A 26,408-nucleotide genomic window follows, 5' to 3' on the forward strand; every position below is an offset into this window, starting at 1 on the left:
GTATCAGAGGCAGTTCCGGGGTTGAGCCCCGGGCTTTCACCCCTGACTGGCAAGACCGCCTGCGTGCCCTTTACGCCCAGTAAATCCGAACAACGCTAGCCCCTTTCGTATTACCGCGGCTGCTGGCACGAAATTAGCCGGTGCTTCTTCTGCAGGTAACGTCAAGTACTCACCCGTATTAGGGGTAAGCCTTCCTCCCTGCTGAAAGTGCTTTACAACCCGAAGGCCTTCTTCACACACGCGGCATGGCTGGATCAGGGTTGCCCCCATTGTCCAAGATTCCCCACTGCTGCCTCCCGTAGGAGTCCGGGCCGTGTCTCAGTCCCGGTGTGGCTGATCATCCTCTCAGACCAGCTATGGATCGTCGCCTTGGTAGGCCTTTACCCCACCAACAAGCTAATCCAACGTAGGCTCATCCTTCAGCGTGAGGTCCGAAGATCCCCCACTTTCCTCCGAAGAGCTTATGCGGTATTAATCCGGATTTCTCCGGGCTATCCCCCACAAAAGGGTAGATTCCTACGCATTACTCACCCGTCCGCCGCTCGTCAGCGAGAAGCAAGCCTCTCCTGTTACCGCTCGACTTGCATGTGTTAGGCCTGCCGCCAGCGTTCAATCTGAGCCAGGATCAAACTCTCCAATTAATTTTCAAAATTGGCCTGCATTCCGAAGAATGCAGAAGAGCAGATTCCAGCAACTCAATCATATTGACTGGTATTTGGTTGCTCCGTTACTTGCTGTGTTGCTTACGCAGCACATCAATCGTGGAGCACCCACACAAATCACTTGCCAAGTTGTTAAAAAGCTTCGCTTTTCTGCGTCGGCCCGTTTAGGCGCCTGCGTTGAGCGGGGCGCGTATTATAGACTCGTTTGAATCCATGTCAACGCTTTTTTGCTTTCGCTGATTGCGCCGGCCCGAAGGCGTTTAACAATCTGCTTGAGCGGGGCGCGAATTATAGACTCCTTAGAGTCTATGTCAACGATTTTTTACCCCACCTGATGCTGCCGAGTGCCGCTCTGAAAGCGTCTTGGCTGCGTCAGGGAGGCGTATTATAGGGACGCTTGGAGAGGCGTCAACAGTTTTTTACAGAAAAGTTTCAGCCCTCAAGAACATCAACATTATCAACTAGTTAGGAGCCCCTGCCGGAAGTTGCGTGACAGTGACGCGCGCAATGCGGCGCTTTCCGACCTGTGCGACCACGGTCACGCCAACGGAGAGGATCATTGATCGGTCCTCGACCTTTGCCTGGTCCAATCGCACACCTCCTTGCTTAATCATCCGGTAGGCCTCGGATGTGCTGCCTACGAGCCCGGCCATTTTTAAGGCGTTCGCGATGGGGATGCCGCCCGATGCCTCGGCCTTGAGCGAGATCTCCGGCATATCCTCCGGTAGGCGCCCCTGCTGAAAGCGATTGACGAAGGCTTCCTTCGCCGCCTTGGCGGCATTGCTGCCATGGAATCGGTCGACGATCTCCGAAGCCAGTTCGAATTTGACGTCGCGCGGGTTACGCCCCTCATCAATTGCGACCCGGAGCGATTGAACCTCGCCCAAGGGCTTCGCCGAGAGCAGCTCGAAGTACCTCCACATCAATTCGTCGGAGACCGACATGAGCTTGCCGAACATTTCTCCCGGTGAATCCGCCACACCGATGTAGTTCCCCAAGGATTTGCTCATCTTGTTGACGCCATCCAGCCCTTCCAGCAAGGGCATGGTCATCACGATCTGGGGGGGCTGCCCGTGCGCCTGCTGTAACTGGCGGCCCACCAGCAGGTTGAACGTCTGATCGGTTCCACCCAGTTCCACGTCCGCTTTCAACGCTACCGAGTCGTAGCCCTGTACCAACGGATAAAGAAACTCATGGATCGCGATCGGCATCCCCTGCCGATAGCGATTCGCGAAATCGTCTCGCTCAAGCATGCGCGCGACCGTGTGCTTTGCAGCCAACTGGATCATGTCGGAGGCGGCCATGGCTCCGAACCATTCCGAGTTGAAGCGAATTTCGGTACGCTCCGCATCGAGAATCTTGAACACCTGCTCCTTATATGTCTGCGCGTTGTCGGCAACCTGTTCACGGGTCAGCGCAGGGCGCGTCTCACTCTTGCCAGTGGGGTCGCCAATCATTCCGGTGAAGTCACCGATCAGGAAAACAACCCGGTGCCCCATCTCCTGAAAGGCACGCATCTTGTTTAGCACCACGGTGTGACCCAGATGCAGATCGGGGGCGGTGGGATCAAATCCAGCCTTGATGGTGAGCGGACGGCCCTCGGCAAGGCGCTTGCCCAGGTCTTCTGCGCGGATGACCTCCTCGGCTCCACGCAGCAGTTCGGCGAGCGGCGAATCTGGATTAGGCATCAACGATTCCACGTAATGATGAAGCACATTCTAGAAGTGCTTGCTAAGTGTTGGATTTTATGATTATTTGCAGGCTTTAGGGAGCGCGCTTCGCACCCATGATGCCCGCGGGAGGAGATTGAAGGCATGTCGCTGTCTGGCCAAGATTATAGCTTACGACCCCGTCAACCCCGGTCCAAGCTGGTACCGATCGCCTTGTCGGTGACCGCTATTACCAGCGGATGCCTCGCAGCGGTGCTCGCCGTACTGCCGACGGAACAGGAAACCCTGCAGGTGGCACCGCCCCGTGTAGGCGACCTGAGCCCGGTCCCCGTGGCCGATGCATCGCTGCACGACGGTACAGTGGACGCCGCCTCCGACTTACCGGACACCGCGGAAGAGGCATTGCAGTCCGAGATCGCCGCCAATTGGCTGGAAATGACGGTCGCCAGCGGAGACACGTTGTCAGGCCTGTTCGACCGCTATGGCCTGGCGGCAGTCGACTGGATGGCGCTGAGCAAGACGGACGGCATCGGCGAGGCCCTGACACGCATTCGACCGGGTGATCGCCTCCGGATCGACCGCGACGATGCCGGGCGTGTCACGCGGCTTGAATACCCTCTAGACACCATCACCACCATCTCGGTTGAACGCGGAGCCGACGGTTTCATTGCGGACACCGTCACCGCTGATGTCGAGGAGCGGATCGCCTACGCCAGCGGTGAAATCCAGAACAGCCTGTTCATGACAGCGAATGCAGCCGGTCTCAGCGACCGCCTAACCATGGAGCTGGCGAACGTCTTTGGATGGGACATCGACTTCGTGCTGGATATCCGGCGCGGCGACCGCTTTTCGGTGGTCTACCAGCAACGCTATCTGGATGGTGAGAAAATTGATGACGGCAACATCCTAGCGGCGGAGTTCATTAACCAGGGCCGGGTGATCCGTGCCGTTCGGTTCGAAACGCCAGAAGGTGACGCCGACTACTACACACCGGAGGGCGATTCGATGCGCAAGGCGTTTATTCGCACGCCGGTCGATTTCGCTCGCATCAGCTCCGGCTTCAGCCTGGGCCGCAAGCACCCCATACTCAACACCATCCGCGCGCATCGTGGCGTGGACTATGCAGCCCCGCGCGGCACACCCATCAAGGCCACCGGCGACGGCAAGGTCATCTTTGCCGGCACCAAGGGCGGCTATGGCAGAACGGTCATCGTCCAGCACGGGCGGCAGTACAACACGCTCTATGCGCATATGAACAGCTTCCGCAAGGGTGTGCGTTCTGGCACACGGGTGCGGCAGGGCCAGGTGATCGGCTACGTCGGCAGCAGTGGCCTGGCGACCGGCCCGCATTTGCATTACGAGTTCCGTCTGGATGGCGTTCACCGCAACCCCATCACTGTCCCGCTTCCACGCGCGCACCCGGTCCCCGCCTCGCTGAAGGCCGAATTCACTGACGCGGTGACCCCGTTGGTGGCACAGCTAAACGTGCTGTCAAAGACGCAGATCGCCACCAATACCACCGAGTGAATCGCTGGTTTCTCGGACTGATCTCCGGGACGAGTGCGGACGGTGTCGACGCCGCACTCGTCAGCTTTGACGACAACGGTGTGCTGGCGGCGCCAGCCTTCGCGCAAACCACGGCCTATCCAGCGTCGCTGCGTGCTGCACTGCTGGAATGCATGCGCAGTGACGCCGCACTATCGCTGCAGACCCTCGGCGCATTGGACCAGCGGGTCGCCCAGGCGTTTGCCGATGCCGCGCTGCGGCTGATCCACTCGGCACCGATTTCGGCACAGGATGTCGTCGCGATCGGCTCCCACGGGCAAACCCTGTTCCACGCACCAGGCGGGGACTACCCACACACGCTGCAAATCGGCGACCCCAGCTCGATCGCCGCGCTGACCGGCATCGATACGGTCGCCGATTTTCGGCGCGCCGACATGGCGGCCGGCGGGCAAGGCGCTCCACTCGCGCCGGCCCTGCACGCCGCGCAATGGCGAAGCGCCACGGAACCGCGTGCGGTGGTCAATCTGGGTGGTATCGCGAATGTCACGGTATTGCCGGCAGCACCCGACGAACCTGTCGTTGCGTTTGACTCGGGGCCGGCGAACTGTCTGATGGACAGCTGGCACGCGTTACATCGGGGCGGCCCGGTGGATACCGATGGCAGATGGGCTCGCCAAGGCTCCGTGGCGGCGTCGCTGTTCAATGCGATGCGCGGCGACCCGTATTTCGCGCGTCGCGGGCCCAAGAGCACCGGCCGCGAGTACTTCGATACCGCTTGGCTGCGCGGCCACTTGGCCGCGCAGCCGAAGCTGACCCCAGTGGACGTGCAGGCGACGCTATTGGCCCTCACCGTAGAAACCGTGGCCGCTGCGCTGGAACAGTCAGGCGCGAGCTCGATTTTTCTCTGTGGAGGTGGTGCGCGCAATCAGACGCTGGTGAGCAGCCTTGCACGACAACTAAAGGACGCGGACATCCGCAAGACTGACGAACTCGGCATCCCGGCGGATGATGTCGAGGCAGTGTCCTTCGCGTGGCTGGCCATGCGTCATGTGGACCGGCTCCCCGGAAACCTGCCGAGCGTTACGGGCGCAACGCGACCTGCAATCCTGGGCGGCTGCTATCCCGCAACTGACGGCTCCACGCGGACCTAGACCCCGAAGGAATTGCCGCAGCCGCACGTGGTGCTGGCATTGGGGTTGCGGATGACGAACTGGGCGGTCGCTGCGCGACCTCGGTTTGCACAGCAAACCGGTACCGGCCTAGTTCCCACACCCCCGCCCGCCTCCGGCGGGCACCCCCTGACTCAGGGGGACGGCGCCGCGCTTCCCTCAGACTCCGAAAGAGTTGCCGCAGCCGCACGTAGTGCTGGCGTTGGGGTTGCGGATGACGAACTGGGCGCCGTTAACATCTTCGCGATAGTCGATTTCGGCGCCGCCCAGGTAGAGCACGCTCATCGGGTCGACCAGCAGCTTCACGCCACCGTTTTCGATCTGCGTATCGCCATCGTCCGGCGCCTTGTCGAACTTGAAGCCGTACTGAAATCCTGAGCACCCGCCGCCGGTCACGAAAACGCGCAGGCATTGCTCCGGATCGGTCTCCTCATTGAGCAGATCGCGCACTTTGGCGGCTGCCGCGTCGGTGAAAACCAAGCCTGAATCCAGTTCTGGTGTGTACTGCTGTTCGCTCATGGGTCAAACAATGAGGGCGAGGAGCCGAGGACTCAAGAGGAACCGGACGCGGCCGGCTTGCGTTCGGTCACCAATTCACGCTCATCGGTCGTCGTCGACACCACCTTGGGGCGCTGATGCGTGATGGCTTCGACCTTCTCTGCGTCTTCATGGACCATTTGGCCGTTGACGGTCGCGCCGCCAGCCATTTCGATCAACTTGTAGTAAACGTTGCCGTTCACACGAGCCTTGGCGGACAACTGCAAGCGCTGACTCGCGTGCACATCGCCCTGCACGGTCCCATTGAGATTGACATGCGGAACGCGCACGTCGCCTTCGATGGAGCCGCTTTCGCTCACCGACAACACTGCGGATTCATCTGACGTGGCGATGATCTTGCCCTTCACCTTTCCGTCGATGTGTAGGCCGCCCGCAAAGTGAATGTCACCCTGCAGTTCGGTTTGTTTGCCAATGAGTGTATCGACGCGTGCACTGCTCACGGGTGCCTCCGGTTTCTCAGCCTTCTTGTTGAACATCTCACCCTCGTAGAATCTCTTCCCAGTCGAACTGCCGCTCGATCCGGTTGTTCGCGCCCTGAGGGTCTGCCCAAATCACCAGACGTGTCGGAACAAACTCCTCCGGGAGGGTGAAGTCGACAGCCAGCTCCTGGTAGAACTTAAACGAGAATTCCAGGCTGCCGCCGTCACCCGCATTGATGGCGCCCAAGTCTAACCGAAGCGGTTCACCATTCTGCAGGCCATCAATCCACATTGACGTTTGTCCTGACACGTTGCGGTTTCCACGCACAGACTGGACCAAGGTCAAAACGGCTGTGAAGTGCCGTGACTCGGTCAGTTGGCGCAGCGATATGCCGTGAACGCGCAGCCCCGCCTGGGTTTCATCCGGCTGCACAATGTCTCGGTAAAAGCCGACTTGCTCGCGCAGCTCCGCGATTTCCGCCTCCATATCCTTCAGTGAGGCGCGCACGGTGGAGCAGGCCATCTGATCGATCTCTGCAGAGCGCTCGGTGAACGTTAGCTGCTCGCGCAACCGCTGGTTCTCGCGCTCCATCTGGGCTGCCGCTTGCTCAAGCTGGTCGCGCTCACCGGCAAGGCTCTCCGCTCGCGCCCGCATCCGCGCCCAGTCCCCTCCGGCCACGCTCAGCGCGAGGCCGTAGCCACCCCACAGCAGCAAACAGACAAGCACCGCAACAAGCCCGGCAATCACCCAGCGCAGCCAGGGTCGGCGACTTTGCTCCTCGACAACAATGCGCGGAGCCATCAGGGCACCGCAGCCGGCCGATCCAGGCCCAGGGCCTCGTCCAGGCCGAACATCAGATTCATCGCCTGGATTGCCTGCCCAGACGCACCCTTGACGAGATTGTCGATCACGCTGAGTACCGTCACGCGCTGGCCGGAGGTTCGGTGCACAGCAAGCCGGCACAGGTTCGTCCCGCGCACGCTGCGTGTCTCCGGATGGCTACCTGCCGGGAGCACGTCAACAAACGGTGTCGCAGCGTAACGCTGCTCGAACAAGGCCTGAACATCCTCGGCATCGGCGGTGAGTTGCGCATAGACCGTGGCGTGGATGCCCCGCGCCATCGGCATCAGATGCGGGGTGAAGATGACGTCGGTCGCGCGGCCGGCATGGCGTGAGGTCTCTTGCACGATCTCGGCCGAATGGCGATGCCCGCCTACGCTATAAGCCTTCACATTCTCTGTCGCCTCCGCCAGCAGCATCGGAATCGTTGCCGAACGCCCCGCACCCGATACGCCAGACTTGCAGTCCGCGATGATCGCCTGGTCGCCCAGCCAACCGCTTTCGGCCAGCGGCAACAAGGCCAGCTGCACGGCCGTGGGATAACAACCGGGGCAAGCCACCAGCCGAGCATCCCGCAAATCTCGGGCGGCGACCTCGGGCAACCCATACACCGCCTCGTCCAGTAACGCGGGAGCCGCATGCGGCTCGCCGTACCACCGCTCAAAAACCGCCGCATTCCTGAGACGGAAATCGGCGGACAAATCAATCACGCGCACCCCTGCATCAAGCAGCGGCCGGACCTGATGCATGGCCGTGCCATGCGGCGTTGCGAAGAACACGACGTCCAGATCGGTGAGCGCATCGGGCAGCGACGCGGAAAACTCCAGGTCCACGAACCCGCGCAGATGCGGAAACCACTCCGCTACGCCCTGTCCGGCGGCCTGGCGCGAGGTCACCACGACGACCTCCAGCTCCGGATGGCCGACCGACAGGCGAAGCAATTCACTGCCGGTGTAACCGGTACCGCCGATAATTGCTGCTTTCATGGTGCGCGAATTCGTCAGAGTTTCCGTTAGATTCCATACACTACGCGCATGGTCATTGTGCTTCCGCCGCGTCACGCGGTTTACCGCGTCGCTCGCTAACGCTTGTGGTCAGTCAGCTATTGCGCAGAATCCGCGCTCCGCTGGATCACCTGCGTGTCCGGCTTAGCGGGCTGGAGACGCCACCCGGGCTCACCCTGCTGTCGGTGCTCGGCACCCTCTGCGGCCTGGCCTGCGGCGGGGTCATCATCGTGTTCCACGCGCTGATCGACCTGTTCGGCGAGCAATCCGGCCGCCTGGGCGATCTAACACTGGGCGATAGTGTAACGATCCCGCTGACCTTGTGGCTGCCGGTGCTTGGCGCGACCGCAGTCGGCCTGGTTTATCAGGGCCTGGCGCGCGACAGCCGTGATGGCGGCATCGTCCACATCGTGGAGCGGTTGACCTACCACCAGGGCGAGTTCCCATGGCGCAATGCCGTGGCGCAGTTTCTCGGCTCCGTTGCGGCGATCTGCACCGGCCAGAGTGTCGGCCGCGAAGGGGTCGCCGCACACATGGGCGCAACGACCTCCAGCTGGCTGGGCCAATGGCTTCAGCTTCCCAACAACGGCGTTCGCACGCTGGTCGGCTGCGGCACTGCGGCCGGGATTGCGGCCAGCTTCAATACCCCGCTGGCAGGCGTCATCTTCGCGATGGAAGTCGTGATGATGGAGTACACACTGGCCGGCTTTGCGCCGATTATTCTGGCCGCGATCAGCGCGACGGCCGTCACCCACTTGTGGATGACAGATCACCCTCAACTGCTGGTCGATGCCGCCGAACTGCGTTCGATGATCGAACTGCCCTACCTCGCTCTTTGCGGCTGCGTACTGGGCACCGCCGCCGTCGCGTTCACCCGCCTCACCCGCCTGCTCACCCGTTACCTGCTCCCGCAACCCATCTGGTTACGAATGTTGCAGGCCGGGCTGGTCGCGGCGCTCTGTGCGTGGATATATCCGCAAACCTTCCAGTTCGGTTTCGAATCGATTAATGCGGCGCTGGCAGCGGAGTTCGCGCTCGGCGTGGCGCTGGGCGTGGCGGCAGCGAAGCTCATCGCGACGGCCTTTGCCGTGTCCAGCCTGATGCCCGGCGGCATCATCATGCCCTGCCTGCTCATCGGCGCCGCCATCGGACAGGCGCTGGGGCTCATCGCCGGCTGGGTACTTGGCGATAACGCGGCCGAACCCATGCTCTATGCCTTGCTCGGCATGGGCGCGATGATGGGCGCGGTGCTCCAAGCGCCCCTGACCGCCTTGGTCGCGATCCTCGAACTCGCTGGCCGTACCGAAATGGTCTTTCCGGCCATGCTGGTCGTGATCACCGCCATTCTGGTGGCGCGGGAGGGCTATCACAGCGAGAGCATTTTCCTGACACTGCTGCGTGATCGCGGCCGCGACTACAAGAACGATCCCGTCTCACAGTCGCTGCGCCGATCCAGCGTCGTCAGCTACATGGACCGCTCGTTCAAACTCACGGGGCTGACGCTCGGTGTGGCCGAGGCGCATGACATCGTCGGTCGCGATACACGGTGGATCCTGGCGCGCCGCAAGGACGGCCGCAGCGGTTATCTGCTCCCGCTGGCAGATTTGCTGCGCTACCTGCTATCCGAGGACGGGGAAGCGCTGGGCGAGGGCGACACCATCGCGCTGAACAAGATTCCTGCCGCCAACCGGCTACAGGCAGGCCCCATCCACTTGCGGGCGACCATGCAGGAAGCCTTCGAAACCCTGCGCCGCACCGAGGCACAGGCCCTCTATGTCCAACGCCGGGTGCGTGACGACGAACGCACCATCTACGGTGTATTGACGCGCGACGCCATCGAACGGGCGTATTTACGCTAATCCCCTCACCCCCTGCGTGCACCCGGGTTGCGGCTTCAGCGTCGATTCTCGAAGATCGCTCGCTAATGCTCGCGGGCCGGCGTTCTGCCGACCGTAGAACAGGCTACTGAGGTTCACCCATGCTTTGGCTCAAGGCTTTTCACATCATCTTGATGGTCACGTGGTTTGCGGGCCTGTTACAGGCCATCCCGAACATTCGCCATCCTGGCCAAGTCCGGAGCGTCGGCCTGAAAACGCGGTTTCCAGCCCGCCGTCGCTCGCTAGTGCTCGCGGGCAGGCATCCTACCGGCCGTAGAACAGGCTACTGAGGTTCACCCATGCTTTGGCTCAAGGCTTTTCACATCATCTTGATGGTCACGTGGTTTGCGGGCCTGTTCTACCTGCCGCGCCTGTTTGTCTACCACGCGCAGGCGGTTGATCGAATCGGCCAAGACCGCTTCAAAACCATGGAGCGCAAGTTGCTCATCATCATGAGTATCGGCGCGGTGGGGACGGTGATCACCGGCCTATGGCTGCTCGGGGGCTGGTGGGCCGCGGCCCTGTCGACGGCCGGGTGGCTGCACGTCAAGCTGACCTGCGTGCTCGCGCTCATCGCCTACCACCTGTGGATGTGGCGAACAGTGCGGGTATTCGCGGCGGACTCGAATCGGCGATCCGACCGCTTCTATCGCATGATCAACGAGATCCCAGCGCTGCTGCTGGTCGCCATTGTCATCATGGTGGTGGTCAAGCCGTTCTAATTGCCGCGGCGTGACGCCTTCAGACGACCTGTGAAATCGCGGTCGCCGCGGGGTCGGAAGAGCACTCGCGAATCACGTCAAGCGCCGCAGGCAGGCATTTCGCGCATTGCGTGCCGACACAAAGCTCGCGCCGCAAATCACGCAACGCACATGGCGCCGCCTGGGCGCGTTCGCGGATCTCCCGATCCGACACTCGATTGCAGACACAAACGATCATGAACTGTATGCAATCGCAAATAAGAGTGATTGTCAATTACATTGACCGTCGATGACGATGAATGGCATCGGCCACCGCATCAGACGGCGGCCGGCCCAGCCTGAGCCAATAGCGGCATCAGTTCGTCCAGCGCACGTCGGTACACGTCTCGCTTGAAATAGATGACCCGGTCGACGGGTTCCGAGGTGTCCACCCACTGCCAGCGTTCGAACTCGGGCGCCTCATGCACGTCGAAGCGAATGGACGCTTCGTCCGCAACCAGGCGAAGCAGAAACCAGATCTGCTTCTGCCCGATGCACAGCGGTTTCTTGTTGCGGCGGATATACCGCTTGGGCAATCGGTAGCGCAGCCAACGCTCAGTCCGGCCGAGACACCGGACGTCATCCGGGTGCAACCCCAATTCTTCGTGCAACTCGCGGTACATCGCCGCTTCCGGGGTTTCCTTCTGGCCGATCCCTCCTTGCGGGAACTGCCATGCGTCCTGGCCGATGCGTTTTGCGATCAGCAGGCGCCCCTTATCATCTGCGATGATGATCCCCACGTTGGCACGGAAGCCGTCTGCATCGATCACGGTGGCTTGCCACTTCTCTTCTTCTTTGACTGCATTCTGACCGAGAACGCGCATGGCCGGCAACTTGGCACTTTTCGATCTGGACAATACCCTGCTGCTCGGTGATTCAGACTACAGCTGGGGCGAATTTCTTGTCGCCGAAGGACTGGTGGACGCGGAGACCTACTTTCAAAAAAACCGCGACTTCCATGAAGACTACAAGGCCGGGCAGCTGGACATGAACGCTTTTTTCGCGTTCAGCCTGCAACCGCTGATCGACCACGGTCTCGAAACGCTGTCGGCTCTGCGCCCCAAGTTCTTGCGGAGCGTCGTCCAGCCGATGATCGCCCCAGGCGCCGCGGCGCTGTTGGCCTCGCACCAGCAGGACACGCGGGTGATCATCACGGCAACCAGCCACTTCATCACCCAGCCGATTGCACAATGGTTTGGTGTCGATCACCTGATTGCCACCGACCCGGAAATTGTGGATGGCTGCGCCACAGGCCGAATCGCGGGCACGCCGTGTTACCAGGCTGGGAAAATCACCAAGCTAAAGGCCTGGCTGCAAGCGTCCGGGCTCAGTTACGAGCACAGCTGGTTTTACTCGGACTCAATCAACGACCTGCCGTTGCTGGAATGGGCGGACCATCCGCATGTCGTGCACCCCGATGATTCGCTGCGCGCGATCGCGACGGCGCGTGGCTGGCCGGTCATCAGCCTGGAGTCCGAACCAGACTAATCACAGCCCAGGACGCCGACGACATCGCCCCTGAGCCGGCCGTTGGTCGCCAGCACGCTGGTCGTCTCCAACCCGACCGGACCACCGTCCAGGTCGGTGATATCGCCGCCAGCCTCACGCAAGATGACGGTGAGCGCTGCGATGTCGAGGATGTTGACGTCCGACTCGATCACCACATCGATCTTGCCGGCCGCGAGCAGGTGATAGTGGTAGAAATCGCCGTAGCCGCGAATCCTGTGCACTTGCCGGATCAGACTGCCGAGCCGCCCCCAGCGCTCCGTGCCCGCCAGCGTAGGCACGTTGCCGATCGATAACGTGGCGCGGGCGAGGCGCTCGATGTCGCTCACCCGCAATGGCGCATCGTCCATCCACGCGCCGGCACCTCGCTCGGCCCAGGCGACCTGACCGCCGTCAAAACAGGGGGCGGAGGACACGCCAGCGACCAGCTCGCCGTGATGCGACAACGCGATCTGCGTCGAAAAGAACGGGTAACCCCGGACGAAACTCTTGGTCCCATCAATGGGATCGATCAGCCAGACGTAGTCCGCATCGGCAGATTCGCGACCCAGCTCCTCGCCATAGAATCCATGCTCCGGAAATGCGCGTGCCAGCACATCCTTGATCGCGTGCTCGCAGGCGATATCCACTTCGGTCACCGGGCTGTCGTCCGGCTTGATCTGCACATCAAAGGCGCCTTGATAGCGGCTGCGGATGATCTCGGCGGCGGCAGCGGCGGCTTCAAGCGCAGCCGAGACAAAAGCGGAAGGCGTGGGTGCCGGCATGGAAAATTCCTGAATCAGCGAACAATGAAACGGGCCGCGCATGGTCAATGATTCGGCGCCAGCTGCCAACCCGGCGCGATTGACCGGCGCGCGCAGCGCTCGTAGGCTCTCGCCGTCGCTGGATACGGGAAATGGGTACTGCGGTTCGCCGCGCAAGCCCATGCTGCCCCCGCAACGGTAGGTGAGACCACCGCTCAGACCCCCACGCCACTGCGCAGATTCACGACGCGCGGGAAGGCTGTCTGATCGGCTCACGAGCCCGGAGACCGCCCAGTGACAAGGGAACGCTTGCTTCCCCGATCCGCACGCGCCACGGAGGGTGACGCGTTGGTTCTGCGCGGTTCTAGATCGCGCACATAGGGTATTGCTCCACCAAATGCTGGATTTCGCGCCAGGCCGACATACTGCGCAGCCTGCGGCTGCCCGTCGCACCGTGCTGGCTATTCCCTGCCTGTTTGTCGGCGCCTGGCTCGCTGGAGCGTTCATCACAACCGCATCAGCACAGCCATCGCCTGCACCAACACTTGCACTGCCCGACGTGCAGATCAGCGATCACGCGCCCGACGATGACGTCGTGAGCATCGATACCGCGGCCTACCGCGCCCGCGCCATCGAACTGTCCGATCTGCTGGATCAGCACGCCGGACTACAGGTGCGCCGTACGGGCGGGTTCGGCAGTTTCACGACCGTGTCGATACGCGGCGCCAGTTCACAGCAGACGTCGGTGCTGCTGAACGGCTTGCCGCTGGCGCCGACTGTGGTGGGGGGCTTCAACTTCGGAGCACTCAGCCTCAAGGATTTGTCCGGCGTCGACATCTATGCCGGCCGCGCCCCGGTGGATCTGGCACAGGGAGCGCCCGGCGGCGTGATCAATCTGCGCAGCGACCTCGACGGCGACGGCTGGGCTACGAGCGGCTACGCCAGCTACGGTTCGGCAGCGACCTGGCAGACCGGCATGCGAACCGGCCTCACGACCGGGCCGGTAACCCACGGCGTCAGCCTCGGCACCGCGGCCAGCGATAACGATTATTCATTCGTGAACCCCAACCGGGCGTTCGATCCCAACGACCCGGACCGCCAGCAAGAGGAACCCCGCCGCAACGCCGACGTCGACCGCCAACAGGGGCTTTATGTGGCGCAGTGGACCATCAACCCCGACTGGACACTCGGCGCACTGGCGCAGCACAGCCGCCAAAGCCAGGGGTTGCCGGACGCCCGCAACAGTGTCGCCGCACGCACCCGGCTGACCAGTCGGCAGACCAATGTGCAGATGCGCGTCGGCACAACACCCGGTCGACGACGCGAGCATCAGGTTCGTGGCTATTGGCATCGCACGCGGCTCGACTACGACGACCGCCAAGACCAATTGGGGGTCGGCGCACAGCTCACCCACAGCATCCAGGACCGGTGGGGCATGGCGCTGATCCACGCCCGCCCCCTAGGCACCCACTGGAATTGGCGCGCACGGCTGGAACCCAGCCGCGAGACCTACACGGCGACCAACCAAGTCGACGGCCGCACGACCGCCGGCCGTCGCGACCACCTGGACATCGCCGGCCGCCTGGGCTGGCGGAGTTCGCGGGATCGCTGGCGCGCCGGCATCACACTGCGTCACCAGCGCGCCGACGATCGTTATGAGGCCGGCAACAACCACCGCGAGGGAAGCTCGCAAAGCACGCGCCCGCAGCTCGACCTGGGTTGGCAGGCGACCGCGCAGCTTCGGCTTTACGCCCATGCAGGCGCCTACGTTCGCCTGCCCACCTTCTTCGAGCGCTATGGCGATCGCGGCCTGTTCATCGGCAACGCCGATCTTGCCGCGGAACAAGGCCGCAACCTCAACCTCGGATTACGGTGGCGCCAGGCTGGCTGGAGCGCGCAGATCGAGGCCTACGCCAGCGAACTGAACGACGCCATTGTGACCCAGTACGACGTGCTGTCCGGCATTGGACGCGCCGAAAACGTCGCCGGCGCAACCGTTCGCGGCATCGAATTGAGCAGCCGCTGGTCCGGGTCGCTCGGCTGGTTGGGCACGACGCTTCAGGCGCGCGCGGCATTGCAAGACACCGAGAACACCACCGATGGCGTCCTGGCCGGCAAGCAGCTACCGGGCCGCTTTTCCGAGAAAGTCTTCATCGGCACCACGCTCTGGCTGCCCGGACGCTACGAGCTGTTCCACGAGTGGATCCACGTGGGCGGCGTGTTCTACGACAGTCTCAATTCGCGTCCGGCACCGGACCAGCACGAACACACGGTGGGCCTGCGACGGCCCTTCGTGCTGGCTGGATCAACGCTGGATGCCGGGATCGAGATTCGCAACCTGACCGACGAGCGTGCAGAGGATTTCAACGCTCAGCCTCGCCCCGGCCGCCAATTCTTCGCCAGCGTCGAATGGACGCTGCACCACCGAACCACCCAAGGGAGCCACCCATGATCCAACCCGTTCATGCTTGTCGACTCACCAGCGCCGCGCTCGCGGCACTGATACTCGCCGCCTGCGACACCAGCACCATAGAGGACGACGGGTTCGTGATCGACGAAGCACCGCGCGCCGTCGTGACCACACAAGCCGACGATTTCACCAGCGGCGCGCATGCGTTGGTGGACATCGAGGCTCCTTACACGACCACCGGCAACCTGGATGCCGGGGAATCCGACATCAGCGTGACAACGGCAGGTGAGCATCTGTACAAGCTGCGCCGATTCAATCTCGACACCATCACCAAATACAGCCTGGACGCGCCTGCCACCCCGATCTGGCAGTTCTCGACGCTGGACGCCGACGACGAGACCTCCGCCAATCCCTACGACCTGGTCTTCGCCGCAGCCGACAAGGCCTATCTGCTGCGTTACGGCCAGCCGGATGCGTGGATTGTTGACCCCAGCGTAACCGCGGAGGCGGACTTCAAGCGCGGCGAACTCGATCTGTCCGCCTATAGCCCCAACGCTTCGACCAACCCGAACATGACCCGCGGCATTGTCGTCGACGGCAAACTATTCATCGCCATGCAACGCTTCGATGACAGCTTCACCGCTTACGATGCCTATGTCGCGGTGTTCGATACCAGCACCGACACCGAAATCAACACCAGCCAGGACCCGATCCTGAGCGGCATTCCTCTGCCGGTCCGCAATCCGCTCACATCCGATGATGCCGACTTGATCTACGACGCCAGCCTGGGTCTGATCTATGTCGTCGCACCTGGCAGTTCCAGCTTCGATCCGGACACCTTCGAGTCCACACCGAACTATGACGGCGGTCTGGTCACGATTGATCCGGTGACCTACGAAACCACGCTGCTGATTGACGATTCCGCGACCACCGGGCAGATCAGCGATTTGGTGATCATCAACGAGCAGCTCGCTTACGTGATCAGCTCGGCCGGCTTCGGCAACAACAGCCTTTATCGAATCAATCCCCGCACGGGCGCGTTTCTCGATACGGATGGCGGCGCTCCACAGCCCGTCGCCGGCCTGGGCGGCACGAGCCTGACCGCACTGACGGCCGACATCGGCCAGCGTCTTTGGGTTGGTCGTGGCGATGGCAGCAATCCCGGCATCACGATTCTCGATACGCTGGACGACGCTGTCGTGCAGACGCTGATTCCGCTGAGCCGGAATCCCGCACGCATCGAATTCACCAACCAACCGTAACCGGAGCCGTTCATGGGCCATCGCCTCAGCAAGATCGTCACCCGCACGGGCGATGCGGGCACCAGCGGCTTGGCCGGCGGTGCCCGTTTGCCCAAGACCCATGTTCGCTTCGAGGCCATGGGCGACGTGGACGAGCTGAACGCCTTGATCGGAGGTCTTCTGGCCCTTGGTCCGCCGGCCAGGCTGGCGGCGCCGCTGCAACCGGTCCAGCACCAGTTGTTCAACCTGGGCGGCGGCCTGTCCATGCCCGGCGAAAACCTGCTCGAGGCGGCGCATATCACCGCGCTTGAGCAGGCGATCGAGTCGCTGAACGATGCCCTGCCTCCGCTCAGGGAATTTGTGCTCCCCGCCGGCCCGCAAACCGTGACCACGGCGCATCTGGCGCGCGCCGTGTGCCGGCGCGCCGAGCGTGCGGTGTGGCGCCTGATCGAGACCGAGCCGGACGAAGCGCAGACGCCTGCAATTTATCTCAACCGATTGTCGGACCTGCTGTTTGTCATCGCGCGCCACCTGGCGCGGGATGCGAATCCGCAGGAAACGACCTGGCAGATCTGACACCGGCTAGCACCTCGCAAACGGCCTTTGCGCCCTTCACCAGCCTGGGGCCGGGCCGGGTCAGCCAATCCGGGGGAATGCGTGCCAATACCGCATCCAGAACCTGCGGGTTGCTCCGGAGCGTTTGCCATGGTGTGGCGCCCTGCTCGCCGCTGTAGAGAATCACGTCAGGCTGCTCCGCCAGCACCGCCTCGCGGCTGATCTGCGGCGCGAGCATCGGCGCATCCGCGAACACATTACGGCCACCGCACAGGCGGATCACATCCGAGGCGACGTGGTTGCCGTTCAACGTATAAAGCGGCGCCATTGAGACCTGGAAGTAGACGGCGACCGGGTCGTCCACATCGACCCGCAGTGCGTCCAACTGGTCGGTGAACGACTGCGCCGCGATGTCGGCCACGTCCTCCGTCTGCAGCAAGCGGCCGACCTGCCGCAGGGCCGCAGCGACATCATTCAGGCGCTGCACCTGGACGGTTTCGACACGCAAGCCCAAGGTGCGGAGGCGCGCGATTTCCGACGCCGGTGTGCCGCCCGCCCAGGCGAGCAACAGCGTCGGCTGGAGCGCCAGCATTTGTTCGTAGTTGAAATTGAAGGCGTCGCCCACCGCAGGCAGTACAGCCACCTGTGGCGGAAAGTCGGAGAAGCGACTCACACCCACCAGTTGATCACCGGCCCCGGCAGCCACCACCAACTCGGCAAGGTGCGGCGCGAGCGTGATCACACGCTCCGCGGCCGAGACGGACGACACCGGCAGGATGAGCAACAGCACGCCTGCCCAGCAGGCGCGAATACTCATGCCAGCCAGCCACCGATCGTGGGCAAGGCCAGCAAGGCCAGCAGCACGAGCAAGGATCGCCCCCGCAGCGCCAGCACGGATTCCAGCGCGGCGTCCAGCGAGCGTGGGGCCGCTGGAGCGTTGCCATCTTCCTCAACGTTCAGCGCGCCTACGCCCACCGCGGCGAGCTGCCTCCAGGTTTCGGAGACCCAGTTCGGAGCCAGGCTCTGCGTCGCCCGCTGGCGTTCGGCCAGCGCGTCGTCGGTACTGCCAGCGAGCGCGTAGAGCATTTGCGTGATCCGGGCAGGGACCCATGCCATCACGCCATGCAATCGGGTCGCGGGTTCCAGCACCTTCGGTGCATCCCCCAGGTCTGCGAGCACCCGTGGCAGCCCTGAGATCAGTCGATAGCCCAATGCACCGACCGGGCCGAGCACGAAGAACCACATCAACACCGCAAAGCTGCGTTCATGCGCCTGGATGCAGATGGCCGCGACCACCGAACGCCGATCCTGTCCCTGGGGCGTTAGCGTCAGGCGACCCGGTGTTTCGAGCAGATCGAGACGAATACGCTCAGCGCCTTCGGCGTCTCCATTCTCACGCGCCGCCAGCAGCGCGCGGATCTCTTCGCCCAGATCACGCGGGCCTAGCGACAGCAGCAGCACCAGCGTCGAGAACACGAAACCCAGCACGCCGTAGACGGCTTCGGCGAGCAGCCACTGAAGCAGCCCCGTCAGCAGCAATGCCGGGGCCAGCAAGACGACCAGCATCAGCGGCGAATTCCAGATCCCCGCCCCCGCCACGCCATGCAGCCAGCGCACATACCGTTCGAACAGGGCGTGTTCTCGCCAGCCTTCCAGGTGGCTCAGCACCCGCTCAATCGCCAGCGCCAGCACCATCGATAACAGAATCATGCGCCCTGCTCCCTCATCAACTGCCGATATTGGCCCCAATCAAAGGCGACGCCCGGATCGGTCTTGCGCCCCGGAGCAACATCGCTGTGCCCCACGATCCGATCATCCGCAATCACCGGATACGCCCTCTGGATTGCATGGGTCAAACGGGCGAGCTGCCGATACTGCGGTTCGGCGTACGCCTGATCATCGACGCCTTCCAGCTCGATGCCAATGGAAAAATCATTGCAGCGCTCGCGCCCGTCGAACTGCGAGATGCCAGCATGCCAGGCCCGCTTGCTCGTCGGCACAAACTGGATCAGATGACCATCACGGCGGATGAGAAAATGCGCAGACACCTGCAGTCGGTGGATGTCCGCAAAGTACGGATGCCGGGCGGGGTCGAGACAGTTCGTGAACAAATCGACAATCCAGGGCCCGCCGAACTCCCCAGGCGGTAGGCTGATGCCGTGAATCACCAGCAAGTCCACCGTCACGCCTTCGGGCCGCTCATCGCAATTGGGCGAAGGACAACGCGCAACGTTGTCGACCCAACCTGACCGCTTATTCACACGCAACATGCGGCGTAGCTTAGCGGGGCTGACACCACGAAACACCAGCGGCACGCGACCGACGCCTGAGCAGCCGTGCGGAGCAAGCGATCTTGGTCGTGCGATTCCATCGGAGTTTCCCTAGGCTAGGGCGTCCCAGAAGCCGACCCACCATCGTTCATGCGCCAACTCATCTGCGCGGTCGCCGCGCTTGCACTCCTTGGCGGCTGCGCTGCCTTGCGGTCTGACCCGACCCCGCCCGCCACCGCGCCGGCCGGCGTGGACATCCCCTCGCTGGATATTCCATATCAGGCATTCACGCTGGACAACGGCCTGCGGGTGGTGATCCACGAAGATCACAAGGCCCCCCTTGTCGCGGTCAACCTCTGGGACCACGTCGGCTCCAAGGACGAAGCGCGGGGCAAGACCGGCTTCGCCCACCTGTTCGAGCATCTGATGTTCAACGGATCCGAACATCACGACGACGAATTCTTCCGCCCACTGGAGCGCGTGGGGGCGACCGGCCTCAACGGCACGACAAATGTCGACCGCACCAATTACTACGGCACGGTACCCGCGCCAGCACTGGACATGCTGCTCTGGCTGGAATCGGATCGCATGGGTCATCTGCTCGGCGCGATCACCCAGGACAAGCTCGACGAGCAGCGTGAGGTGGTCAAGAACGAAAAGCGCCAGGGCGAGAACCAGCCCTACGGCAAGGTGTGGGACACGATGGTCGGCTCGACCTATCCGGAGGGCCATCCGTACAGCTGGTCGACCATCGGCTCGATGGAGGATCTCGAAGCCGCTTCCCTGGACGACGTACACGCGTGGTTCCGTCGCTACTACGGCCCCAACAACGCAACGCTGGTCATCGCCGGCGACGTCGACACCCAGGCGGCACTGGAACGCGTAAAGCATTATTTCGGCGGCATCGAACCCGGCCCACCCATTTCGCGCAAAACCCAGTGGATCGCGAAGATGCGTGGCGAGCGCCGCGAAGTGCTGATGGACGAGGTGCCACAACAACGGATCTACAAGGTCTGGAACGTGCCGGGTGTCGACAGCCGCGCCACCAGCGAACTGGACTTGTTCAGCGATGTGCTGGGCAGCGGCAAGAACAGCCGGCTGTATCAACGGCTTGTGTACGACGATCAGATCGCCACGCAGGTCAGCGCGGGCCTTTGGCCCAAGGAACTCGGGTCGCAGTTCATCATGTCGGCCACCGTTCGGCCCGGTGGCGACGCCGCCGCGGTCGAGGCCGCGATGAACGACGAACTGACCCGCCTGATCGAATCCGGCCCCACGGCCGATGAGCTCGCCCGGGTTCGGGCGCGGGTGGGCGCCGGCTTCATCCGCGGCGCCGAGCGCATCGGCGGCAGCTCGGGCAAATCCGGAATTCTCGCGCGCTCGGCGGTGTTCGGCGGGTCGCCAGATGCGTACAAGCGGTACCTGGATGTGCTGGAGACCGCGACGACGAACGACCTTCAACAGGTGGGCCAACAGTGGCTGACCGATGGCGTCTACACGCTGACGGTGGAACCCATGCAAGGCGTGGCGGCCGCGAGCGGCGAGTCGGTGGAACGCAGCCACTTGCCGCAGCCGGGCATGCCACCCGACCTGCGCCTGCCAACGGTTGAGCAAGCGACGCTGTCGAATGGCATGCGTGTCATGCTCGCGCAGCGCGACACCGTTCCGCTGGTCGAATTGCGGCTGCTGTTCGACGCGGGTTATGCCGCCGATCAGTTCGCCCGGCCCGGCACGGCATCAATGACCATGGCCATGCTCGATGAGGGCACCGGGCAGCGTGACTCGCTAGGCCTCGCCGCCGAACTCGAACGCCTGGGCGCGCAGCTGTCGTCGTCGTCCAATGTCGACCAGTGCAGGGTCAGCCTGTCAGCACTGACACCGCAGCTTGATGCATCCATGGACGTCATGGCCGACATCGTCCGTCACCCCGCCTTTCCACCAGACGAGCTGGACCGCCTCAAACCCCGTTGGCTGGCCGGTATTCAGCAGGAAAAGACGCGGCCGAACTCATTGGCGGCTCGCCTGCTGCCGCCGCTGCTCTACGGGCAGGGACATGCGTATTCCCAGCCGCTCACCGGCTCCGGAACCGAAGCTGCGATCACGGCGCTGACGCGGGACGAACTGGTCAGCTTCCACCAGCAGTGGATCCGACCGGAAAACGCAACGCTGGTTGCGGTCGGCGACATCGACATGGCAACGTTCAAGCCCTTGCTGGAAAAGCACTTTGGCGACTGGAACCCGGCCGGACCGACGCCCCCCAGCAAATCCTTGCCAACGGTTTCGGCACCCGGACAGGCGCGGGTCTACCTCATCGACAAGCCGCGCGCCGAGCAATCGGTGATTCTCGCGGGCCAACTGATTCCGCCGCGCGGAGACATCGACGAAGCCGCCCTGCGCACGCTCAACGCGCTGTTCGGCGGCAACTTCACGGCCCGGCTCAACATGAACCTACGGGAGGACAAGGGCTGGGCCTATGGCGCCCGCAGCTTCGTCTCGTCCACGGCTGCGCAACGGCCGTTCATCCTGTTCGCACCGGTGCAGACCGACCGAACCGCCGATGCCATGCAAGAGATGCTCGCCGAAGCCCGCGCCATCGGATCATCACGCCCTGTCTCCGGCGCGGAGCTGGCCGCCGCCCAGAGCGGACTCACACTGGAATTGCCAGGCTCCAACGAAACCAGCGGTCAGGTTGCAGGCACGCTGAGCGAATCGGTGCGCTACGGGCTGGACCCGCGCTGGTACGAGCAATTCGTGTCCCGCGTTCAGGCCCTGGACACGTCAACGGTGGATGGGCTGGCGCAATCGGTGATTCATTCGGACACCCTGACCTGGGTCATCATCGGCGATCTGGACCGCATCGAGACCGACATCCGCGCGCTGGAACTGGGCCCGGTACAGACCCTGGACGTCGATGGCCTCCCGGTTGCGGCGCGCTAAACCGGGCAGCCAATTCCAATGCTAGCCACAGCCGTCAGTTTCATGGTGTTGGCCAGCCTCGGCGGGATCGCGCTGCTCGCGTCCGGCGACACGATGCCGCGACGCGCGCTGGTCCGGGGGGTGCATGCCGCGTTGGGCGTTCTGGCGCTGGTATGGATATTCGCCGGCGCGCACGATGCCGGAATCGCGGGGCAAGGTCCCCTGGTGGGGCTGCTGGGCTTTGCGACGGCGAGCGGCGGATTGCTGTTTCGACAGCGAATCCGCGATCACCTGACCACACGACCCGCCCGTTGGGTTCACGCCGGGCTAGGTCTGGCGGGGCTTGCGCTACTGCTATGGATCACCCTGCACTAAGGGTTTCGCCGTTGCGCGTTTGCAATCAATCTGACTCGCCAAGCGGTCGCGTGAACGTGAACTGCGCCGGCTGGACCACCAGCGTATCCGCGGCATCCAGTGGCGACTTGCCCTGGATGGCCGAGAACGGCACCGACAACACGAACAGGCCTGCGCCTGCGACGGTCGTGACCAGCCCCAGCGGACGAACGATCAACAAGTCGAAGGTCATGGCCGCGGCCGATGGTTCTTCATGCGGTGCCGAGGCATTCGCGGCTGAAACCGTCGTGGCGCTGAAACACATGATGGCGGCGAAAATGACGGCGATCCAAGATCTCATGGCTCACTCCCTGATACAGACAGATCGACGTTAGGCGCCTGACCAGGCCGCGTCAATCGGTGACGGGTTCGTCGCGGCGCGGCCTGGCGCTGGGCACCGCACCATGCGGTCCGGGTTCCTGATCTGCGCCATCGGGCTCGTGGGTCAGCGCACGTGAAGAAGGCATTGGCATCTCACCGGCACCAAACTGCCGGGCGCCTTCCGCAAGATGCGCGTAAACGTCCTGATAGTTGGTGGCCAGACGATCCATCAGCGTCGCGGTTTCGCGCAGGTGCGTCTCCATCTCGCGCTTGAGGTTCGCCTGCTCATCATGACTGCTACGCAGGGCCGCCCGCTCCCGCGACATGCCGCCGCGCCCGATCGCGAATCCGATCGCCCCTCCGACTAGCAGGCCGAGGAACAGAGCAACAAGGCTAATTTCGGGTCCGAACTCCATCGGGCGGTCTCCATTGGCAAAACGGGATTCTGTGCAGCGGCACAACAGCTCAGACCATTGCGGCCGCCGAGTGTTTCTGAGGAGAAACACGAGCCCTTACAATTGTCGCTATGCAGAATAACAAGCAGCCGTGACAACGCACGCCCCGACGCTCGCCGCCTGGCTGGCGCTAGCACCCTTCGGGCTGACGCTGTCATCCGGTTTTTTCGGGTTCTTCGCGCACGCCGGCGTGGTGCATGCGCTGGCGGAGCGCCATCTCCGGCCCACGCGCATCAGCGGCTCCAGCGCCGGCGCGCTCATTGGCGCGAGCTGGGCGGCCGGCCTGTCGCCTTCAGCCATCTCCGACCGCTTGCTGGATATCCAGAAACGAGACTTCTGGGACCCGTTCCCCGGCCCCGGCCTGATCCGGGGCAAGCGGTTCGAACGGCTGCTCAACGACTGGCTCCCGGTCAAGACATTCGGCGAGTGCCGCGTTCCGCTCGCGGTCTCGGTTTACGACGTGCTCGGTCGCCGCACACGCGTGCTCGACCGCGGCGCCCTGGCGCCCGCCATACGCGCCTCCTGCGCCGTGCCCCTGATGTTTCATCCGGTGTGGATGCGAGGCCGCCCTTATCTCGACGGCGGCGTGCTGGACCGCCCCGGGCTGGCCGGCATGCCATGCGACCGCGTGCTTTATCACCACCTGTGGTCGCGCTCTCCCTGGCGGGCAGCCGATGGTGCGCAGACACTCATACCGAAACGCCCGGGTCTGATCGCGTTGATCTTCGACGAATTGCCTCGCGCCGGCCCGGATGCGCTGGACCAGGGGGTTGAGGCCTACCATGTGGCGCTGAACCTCATGCGCGATGCGTTGGACCGGCCCGCCCCGGCGCATGTGCTGCGCCTGAGCGCATGAAGTGCGTGTACGAGGCCTCCGATCCGGTCAACGCCGAGATCGTCAAGGATTACCTGGTCAGCTGGGGGCTGGATGTCTTCATCAAGGGCGTGTTCGGCTGGGGTGGGCAGGGCGACCTGCCGACCAACGCGTATCCGCAGGTGTGTGTGACGCGCGATGCTGATGCCCAGCGCGCACGCGAACTGATCCGGATGTGGGAACGCGGCGAAGACCCGCGCCCCCCATGGACCTGCCCGGCCTGCGGCGAGCGTATGGGCGGCCAGTTCTCCGACTGCTGGCGCTGCGGCGCGGAAAAATTGTGAACACGGCCTCCTCGTCGCAGTTCGCCATCGCACTGTTCGAACCCGAGATCCCGCCCAATACCGGCAATGTGATCCGGCTTTGTGCCAACCTGGGCGCAGAACTGCATCTGGTCGAACCGCTGGGCTTCGAGATGGATGATCGCCGGCTGCGCAGGGCCGGACTGGATTACCACGAGTTCGCCCAGGTGCGGCGGCACGCGAACCTGGCCGCTCTGCTGGCCGACCAGGGGCACCGCCGCTGGCTTCCCTGCTCCACTCGCGGCGCGCAGCGCTACGACACGGTGCACTATTCAACACAGGACTTGCTGATCTTCGGCCCCGAAACACGCGGCCTGCCGCAGGCGGTGCTGGATGCCCAACCCGCGGCTCAGCGATTACGCATTCCGATGCGCCCGGACAACCGCAGCCTCAATCTATCGAACGCGGTCGCCGTGATCGCCTATGAGGCATGGCGCCAGCTGGACTATGCGGGCGGCGACTGAGGCCGCTACTCGGTCTCTGCGCGCTGCGGGCGCGACGATAGGCTCAACACGGCCGCGACAGGCGCGACGCCTTCGTAGAGCACCTGATACACCTGCTCGGTAATCGGCATCTCGATGCCCAACGACCGTGCGAGTTCACGCACTTCGCGGGTGACTCGATAGCCCTCGACAACCTGCCCGATCGCCTCCATGGCCTCATCGACCGACTCGCCGCGGGCCAGCGCCAGACCAAACCGGCGGTTACGCGACTGGTTGTCGGTGCAGGTGAGCACGAGATCACCCATGCCCGACAAGCCCATCAGGGTTTCCGAACGCGCGCCCAGCGCCTCGCCGAGCCGACTCATCTCGACCAGCCCGCGCGTGATGAGCGCCGCGCGGGTGTTGGCACCAAGATTCAGCCCATCGGCAATCCCCACGCCGATCGCGAGCACGTTCTTGACCGCGCCACCGATTTGCACGCCGACGATGTCGTCCGTGGTGTAGGCACGGAAACCCGCGCCGTGCAGTGCCTCGGCAAAAGCGTCCGCAACATCCAGGGAGCGCGCGCCAATGCTCACGGCACTGGGCATGCCCTGGCCGATTTCCTTGGCAAAGGTCGGTCCGGAGATCACTGCCAGCGGCCAGGCCTCGCCCAACACTTCGGCAATCACATCCAGCGGCAGCTTGCAGCTTTCCGGCTCCAGCCCCTTGGCTGCACAGGCAACCGGAACCTGGTCGCCAATCGAGCCGGCGATGGCGGTGCAGGTCTCGCGCAGCGCATGGCTGGGCACGGCGACGATCACCGCCGTGGCATCCTGCAAGGCAGCCGCGAGATCCGCCACAGGCTCCAGGGTTTCCGGCAACGGGCAACCCGGCAGGTAGCGTGTGTTGAGTCGCTCTTCGGCCATCAGCTGGATGGCCTCGGCATTGCGACCCCACAACCGTACCGGCTGACCTTGCCGAGCAACCTGAATCGCCAGCGCCGTGCCGTAACTACCGGCGCCGATCACCGCAATGGATTCAGCCTCGCTCAATGCCGCGTCCCGTCGCCTTCTGTCTCGGCGCCCTTGGCTAGGTGCTGCTGATAGATCGCATCAAAGTTGACCGGCTGCAGCAGCATTTGCGGGAAACCACCGCGTTGGACGAAATCGTTGACCGCTTCGCGCACGAACGGGAACAGCACGTTCGGGCAGTAGGCGCCGAGAATCGCGCGACGTTCGGCGTCGTCAGCAATGCCCTGCAGCACAAAGATGCCGGCCTGCTGGATTTCGCAGATATAGGCGACTTCTTCACCGACCTTGGTCGTCACCGTGACCGTCAGCGTGACCTGGTAGGTCTCGCCCTCGATCCGCTGCACCGCGGTGTTGATGGACAAGTCCACCTGCGGCTCCCACTTGCGGGTGAAGATCTGCGGCGCCTTGGGCACTTCCAGCGATGCGTCATGAATAAAAACCTTCTGCATGACGACCTGCTTGCCGCCTGCCTGTTCCTCTGCCACCTGTTTCTCCGTTCGAATGAGTCGGACCGCCCAGC

At 63.4% G+C, this 26,408-nt stretch carries 28 protein-coding genes, 1 rRNA gene and 1 riboswitch; of the genes, 13 read left to right on the plus strand and 16 right to left on the minus strand.

Annotation, left to right across the window (positions count from 1 at the left end; all coding sequences use genetic code 11):
• Window positions 1-641 (minus strand): 16S ribosomal RNA (locus ACE1EY_RS00295); the annotation flags it as partial.
• 482 nt (window positions 642-1,123) lie between these two features.
• Window positions 1,124-2,350 (minus strand): tyrosine--tRNA ligase, encoded by a 1,227-nt coding sequence (gene tyrS / locus ACE1EY_RS00300; RefSeq protein WP_370299187.1) that lies wholly within the window; start codon window positions 2,348-2,350, stop codon window positions 1,124-1,126.
• 201 nt (window positions 2,351-2,551) lie between these two features.
• On the opposite strand from tyrS, the gene ACE1EY_RS00305 reads away from it, so the two are divergent.
• Window positions 2,552-3,859, plus strand: a complete 1,308-nt coding sequence (locus ACE1EY_RS00305; RefSeq protein ID WP_370299167.1) for an OapA family protein — start codon at window positions 2,552-2,554, stop codon at window positions 3,857-3,859.
• Entirely contained in the window at window positions 3,856-4,989 is a 1,134-nt protein-coding gene (locus tag ACE1EY_RS00310; protein ID WP_370299168.1) for an anhydro-N-acetylmuramic acid kinase, read from the plus strand. The genes ACE1EY_RS00305 and ACE1EY_RS00310 overlap by 4 nt, the downstream gene beginning before the upstream one ends.
• A gap of 177 nt (window positions 4,990-5,166) precedes the next feature.
• On the opposite strand, the gene erpA is transcribed toward ACE1EY_RS00310, so the two are convergent.
• Genes erpA through argC form a run of 4 tightly spaced genes read right to left on the minus strand, consistent with a single transcriptional unit; the run spans window position 5,167 to window position 7,811 of the window.
• Window positions 5,167-5,526: an iron-sulfur cluster insertion protein ErpA gene (gene erpA / locus ACE1EY_RS00315; RefSeq protein WP_291512983.1), complete on the minus strand. Its 360-nt coding sequence runs from the start codon at window positions 5,524-5,526 to the stop codon at window positions 5,167-5,169.
• Window positions 5,527-5,558: 32 nt separating this feature from the next.
• A complete protein-coding gene (locus ACE1EY_RS00320; RefSeq protein WP_291512982.1) occupies window positions 5,559-6,005 on the minus strand; it encodes a polymer-forming cytoskeletal protein in 447 nt (148 codons plus the stop codon).
• 37 nt (window positions 6,006-6,042) lie between these two features.
• A complete protein-coding gene (locus tag ACE1EY_RS00325) occupies window positions 6,043-6,786 on the minus strand; it encodes a DUF6776 family protein (protein ID WP_291512981.1) in 744 nt (247 codons plus the stop codon).
• The gene (gene argC, locus ACE1EY_RS00330; RefSeq protein ID WP_370299169.1) at window positions 6,786-7,811 is read right to left on the minus strand and encodes an N-acetyl-gamma-glutamyl-phosphate reductase; all 1,026 of its coding nucleotides are present in this window, start codon (window positions 7,809-7,811) and stop codon (window positions 6,786-6,788) included. Before argC ends, ACE1EY_RS00325 begins: the two co-directional genes overlap by 1 nt.
• Before the next feature lie 119 nt (window positions 7,812-7,930).
• On the opposite strand from argC, the gene ACE1EY_RS00335 reads away from it, so the two are divergent.
• Window positions 7,931-9,688 (plus strand): chloride channel protein, encoded by a 1,758-nt coding sequence (locus ACE1EY_RS00335; protein ID WP_370299170.1) that lies wholly within the window; start codon window positions 7,931-7,933, stop codon window positions 9,686-9,688.
• A 317-nt stretch (window positions 9,689-10,005) separates the two neighbouring features.
• The gene (hemJ, locus tag ACE1EY_RS00340; protein ID WP_291512978.1) at window positions 10,006-10,428 is read left to right on the plus strand and encodes a protoporphyrinogen oxidase HemJ; all 423 of its coding nucleotides are present in this window, start codon (window positions 10,006-10,008) and stop codon (window positions 10,426-10,428) included.
• A 19-nt stretch (window positions 10,429-10,447) separates the two neighbouring features.
• On the opposite strand, the gene ACE1EY_RS00345 is transcribed toward hemJ, so the two are convergent.
• Together ACE1EY_RS00345 and ACE1EY_RS00350 are read right to left on the minus strand one after the other, a co-directional pair.
• Window positions 10,448-10,645, minus strand: coding sequence for a (2Fe-2S)-binding protein (locus ACE1EY_RS00345; protein ID WP_370299171.1), 198 nt, complete (start codon window positions 10,643-10,645; stop codon window positions 10,448-10,450).
• Window positions 10,646-10,724: 79 nt separating this feature from the next.
• Entirely contained in the window at window positions 10,725-11,216 is a 492-nt protein-coding gene (locus ACE1EY_RS00350) for an RNA pyrophosphohydrolase (protein ID WP_291512987.1), read from the minus strand.
• Window positions 11,217-11,268: 52 nt separating this feature from the next.
• Here ACE1EY_RS00350 and ACE1EY_RS00355 point away from each other — a divergent pair, with 52 nt between their 5' ends.
• Entirely contained in the window at window positions 11,269-11,934 is a 666-nt protein-coding gene (locus ACE1EY_RS00355; protein WP_291512977.1) for an HAD family hydrolase, read from the plus strand.
• On the opposite strand, the gene ACE1EY_RS00360 is transcribed toward ACE1EY_RS00355, so the two are convergent.
• Entirely contained in the window at window positions 11,931-12,716 is a 786-nt protein-coding gene (locus ACE1EY_RS00360) for an inositol monophosphatase family protein (protein WP_291512976.1), read from the minus strand. The two genes, ACE1EY_RS00355 and ACE1EY_RS00360, sit on opposite strands and share 4 nt — an antisense overlap.
• Before the next feature lie 102 nt (window positions 12,717-12,818).
• A riboswitch (cobalamin riboswitch) is annotated at window positions 12,819-13,006 on the plus strand.
• Between the two features lie 143 nt (window positions 13,007-13,149).
• On the opposite strand from ACE1EY_RS00360, the gene ACE1EY_RS00365 reads away from it, so the two are divergent.
• Genes ACE1EY_RS00365 through ACE1EY_RS00375 form a run of 3 tightly spaced genes read left to right on the plus strand, consistent with a single transcriptional unit; the run spans window position 13,150 to window position 16,922 of the window.
• Window positions 13,150-15,147, plus strand: a complete 1,998-nt coding sequence (locus tag ACE1EY_RS00365) for a TonB-dependent receptor plug domain-containing protein (protein ID WP_370299172.1) — start codon at window positions 13,150-13,152, stop codon at window positions 15,145-15,147.
• Complete coding sequence (locus ACE1EY_RS00370) at window positions 15,144-16,367, plus strand: hypothetical protein (protein ID WP_370299174.1); 1,224 nt, start codon at window positions 15,144-15,146, stop codon at window positions 16,365-16,367. Before ACE1EY_RS00365 ends, ACE1EY_RS00370 begins: the two co-directional genes overlap by 4 nt.
• 12 nt (window positions 16,368-16,379) lie before the next feature.
• On the plus strand, window positions 16,380-16,922 hold the full coding sequence (locus ACE1EY_RS00375; protein ID WP_370299175.1) for a cob(I)yrinic acid a,c-diamide adenosyltransferase: 543 nt from the start codon (window positions 16,380-16,382) through the stop codon (window positions 16,920-16,922).
• Here the strand turns inward: ACE1EY_RS00375 and ACE1EY_RS00380 are convergent.
• The 3 genes from ACE1EY_RS00380 to ampD are packed head-to-tail and all read right to left on the minus strand — an operon-like array spanning window position 16,864 to window position 19,171.
• Window positions 16,864-17,718 carry a cobalamin-binding protein gene (locus tag ACE1EY_RS00380; protein WP_370299176.1) on the minus strand — a complete coding sequence of 285 codons (855 nt, stop codon included), beginning with the start codon at window positions 17,716-17,718 and terminating at the stop codon, window positions 16,864-16,866. The two genes, ACE1EY_RS00375 and ACE1EY_RS00380, sit on opposite strands and share 59 nt — an antisense overlap.
• Window positions 17,715-18,611, minus strand: a complete 897-nt coding sequence (gene ampE / locus ACE1EY_RS00385) for a regulatory signaling modulator protein AmpE (RefSeq protein WP_291512971.1) — start codon at window positions 18,609-18,611, stop codon at window positions 17,715-17,717. Before ampE ends, ACE1EY_RS00380 begins: the two co-directional genes overlap by 4 nt.
• A complete protein-coding gene (gene ampD, locus ACE1EY_RS00390; RefSeq protein ID WP_291512970.1) occupies window positions 18,608-19,171 on the minus strand; it encodes a 1,6-anhydro-N-acetylmuramyl-L-alanine amidase AmpD in 564 nt (187 codons plus the stop codon). The genes ampE and ampD overlap by 4 nt, the downstream gene beginning before the upstream one ends.
• A gap of 150 nt (window positions 19,172-19,321) precedes the next feature.
• Here ampD and ACE1EY_RS00395 point away from each other — a divergent pair, with 150 nt between their 5' ends.
• Window positions 19,322-22,108, plus strand: coding sequence for a M16 family metallopeptidase (locus ACE1EY_RS00395; RefSeq protein WP_370299177.1), 2,787 nt, complete (start codon window positions 19,322-19,324; stop codon window positions 22,106-22,108).
• An 18-nt stretch (window positions 22,109-22,126) separates the two neighbouring features.
• On the plus strand, window positions 22,127-22,462 hold the full coding sequence (locus tag ACE1EY_RS00400) for a hypothetical protein (protein ID WP_291512968.1): 336 nt from the start codon (window positions 22,127-22,129) through the stop codon (window positions 22,460-22,462).
• A gap of 25 nt (window positions 22,463-22,487) precedes the next feature.
• On the opposite strand, the gene ACE1EY_RS00405 is transcribed toward ACE1EY_RS00400, so the two are convergent.
• Window positions 22,488-22,781, minus strand: coding sequence for a hypothetical protein (locus ACE1EY_RS00405; RefSeq protein ID WP_291512967.1), 294 nt, complete (start codon window positions 22,779-22,781; stop codon window positions 22,488-22,490).
• Window positions 22,782-22,833: 52 nt separating this feature from the next.
• Complete coding sequence (locus ACE1EY_RS00410) at window positions 22,834-23,217, minus strand: ZapG family protein (RefSeq protein ID WP_370299178.1); 384 nt, start codon at window positions 23,215-23,217, stop codon at window positions 22,834-22,836.
• A 130-nt stretch (window positions 23,218-23,347) separates the two neighbouring features.
• On the opposite strand from ACE1EY_RS00410, the gene ACE1EY_RS00415 reads away from it, so the two are divergent.
• Genes ACE1EY_RS00415 through trmL form a run of 3 tightly spaced genes read left to right on the plus strand, consistent with a single transcriptional unit; the run spans window position 23,348 to window position 24,896 of the window.
• A complete protein-coding gene (locus tag ACE1EY_RS00415) occupies window positions 23,348-24,112 on the plus strand; it encodes a patatin-like phospholipase family protein (RefSeq protein ID WP_370299179.1) in 765 nt (254 codons plus the stop codon).
• The gene (locus tag ACE1EY_RS00420; protein WP_291512964.1) at window positions 24,109-24,414 is read left to right on the plus strand and encodes a DUF2007 domain-containing protein; all 306 of its coding nucleotides are present in this window, start codon (window positions 24,109-24,111) and stop codon (window positions 24,412-24,414) included. The genes ACE1EY_RS00415 and ACE1EY_RS00420 overlap by 4 nt, the downstream gene beginning before the upstream one ends.
• On the plus strand, window positions 24,411-24,896 hold the full coding sequence (trmL, locus tag ACE1EY_RS00425; RefSeq protein ID WP_370299180.1) for a tRNA (uridine(34)/cytosine(34)/5-carboxymethylaminomethyluridine(34)-2'-O)-methyltransferase TrmL: 486 nt from the start codon (window positions 24,411-24,413) through the stop codon (window positions 24,894-24,896). The genes ACE1EY_RS00420 and trmL overlap by 4 nt, the downstream gene beginning before the upstream one ends.
• 5 nt (window positions 24,897-24,901) lie before the next feature.
• Here trmL and ACE1EY_RS00430 read toward each other — a convergent pair whose 3' ends face one another.
• Both ACE1EY_RS00430 and secB read right to left on the minus strand, forming a co-directional pair.
• A complete protein-coding gene (locus tag ACE1EY_RS00430; protein WP_370299181.1) occupies window positions 24,902-25,909 on the minus strand; it encodes an NAD(P)H-dependent glycerol-3-phosphate dehydrogenase in 1,008 nt (335 codons plus the stop codon).
• On the minus strand, window positions 25,906-26,373 hold the full coding sequence (secB, locus tag ACE1EY_RS00435; RefSeq protein ID WP_291512961.1) for a protein-export chaperone SecB: 468 nt from the start codon (window positions 26,371-26,373) through the stop codon (window positions 25,906-25,908). Before secB ends, ACE1EY_RS00430 begins: the two co-directional genes overlap by 4 nt.
• Window positions 26,374-26,408: the final 35 nt, after the last annotated feature.

Source organism: Abyssibacter sp. (assembly GCF_964229365.1).
Taxonomy (GTDB): Bacteria; Pseudomonadota; Gammaproteobacteria; order Nevskiales; family OUC007; genus Abyssibacter.

What these genes read in the sequence shown, in the direction of transcription:
- ACE1EY_RS00380 (WP_370299176.1), bottom strand. Translation starts at nt 17,718, where the DNA reads ATGAGTATTCGCGCCTGCTGGGCAGGCGTGCTGTTGCTCATCCTGCCG.
- ACE1EY_RS00400 (WP_291512968.1), top strand. Translation starts at nt 22,127, where the DNA reads ATGCTAGCCACAGCCGTCAGTTTCATGGTGTTGGCCAGCCTCGGCGGG.
- ACE1EY_RS00375 (WP_370299175.1), top strand. Translation starts at nt 16,380, where the DNA reads ATGGGCCATCGCCTCAGCAAGATCGTCACCCGCACGGGCGATGCGGGC.
- hemJ (WP_291512978.1), top strand. Translation starts at nt 10,006, where the DNA reads ATGCTTTGGCTCAAGGCTTTTCACATCATCTTGATGGTCACGTGGTTT.
- ACE1EY_RS00345 (WP_370299171.1), bottom strand. Translation starts at nt 10,645, where the DNA reads ATGATCGTTTGTGTCTGCAATCGAGTGTCGGATCGGGAGATCCGCGAA.
- ACE1EY_RS00325 (WP_291512981.1), bottom strand. Translation starts at nt 6,786, where the DNA reads ATGGCTCCGCGCATTGTTGTCGAGGAGCAAAGTCGCCGACCCTGGCTG.
- erpA (WP_291512983.1), bottom strand. Translation starts at nt 5,526, where the DNA reads ATGAGCGAACAGCAGTACACACCAGAACTGGATTCAGGCTTGGTTTTC.
- ACE1EY_RS00420 (WP_291512964.1), top strand. Translation starts at nt 24,109, where the DNA reads ATGAAGTGCGTGTACGAGGCCTCCGATCCGGTCAACGCCGAGATCGTC.
- tyrS (WP_370299187.1), bottom strand. Translation starts at nt 2,350, where the DNA reads ATGCCTAATCCAGATTCGCCGCTCGCCGAACTGCTGCGTGGAGCCGAG.
- ACE1EY_RS00355 (WP_291512977.1), top strand. Translation starts at nt 11,269, where the DNA reads ATGGCCGGCAACTTGGCACTTTTCGATCTGGACAATACCCTGCTGCTC.
- ACE1EY_RS00370 (WP_370299174.1), top strand. Translation starts at nt 15,144, where the DNA reads ATGATCCAACCCGTTCATGCTTGTCGACTCACCAGCGCCGCGCTCGCG.
- ampE (WP_291512971.1), bottom strand. Translation starts at nt 18,611, where the DNA reads ATGATTCTGTTATCGATGGTGCTGGCGCTGGCGATTGAGCGGGTGCTG.
- ACE1EY_RS00360 (WP_291512976.1), bottom strand. Translation starts at nt 12,716, where the DNA reads ATGCCGGCACCCACGCCTTCCGCTTTTGTCTCGGCTGCGCTTGAAGCC.
- ampD (WP_291512970.1), bottom strand. Translation starts at nt 19,171, where the DNA reads ATGTTGCGTGTGAATAAGCGGTCAGGTTGGGTCGACAACGTTGCGCGT.
- ACE1EY_RS00405 (WP_291512967.1), bottom strand. Translation starts at nt 22,781, where the DNA reads ATGAGATCTTGGATCGCCGTCATTTTCGCCGCCATCATGTGTTTCAGC.
- argC (WP_370299169.1), bottom strand. Translation starts at nt 7,811, where the DNA reads ATGAAAGCAGCAATTATCGGCGGTACCGGTTACACCGGCAGTGAATTG.
- ACE1EY_RS00410 (WP_370299178.1), bottom strand. Translation starts at nt 23,217, where the DNA reads ATGGAGTTCGGACCCGAAATTAGCCTTGTTGCTCTGTTCCTCGGCCTG.
- ACE1EY_RS00395 (WP_370299177.1), top strand. Translation starts at nt 19,322, where the DNA reads ATGCGCCAACTCATCTGCGCGGTCGCCGCGCTTGCACTCCTTGGCGGC.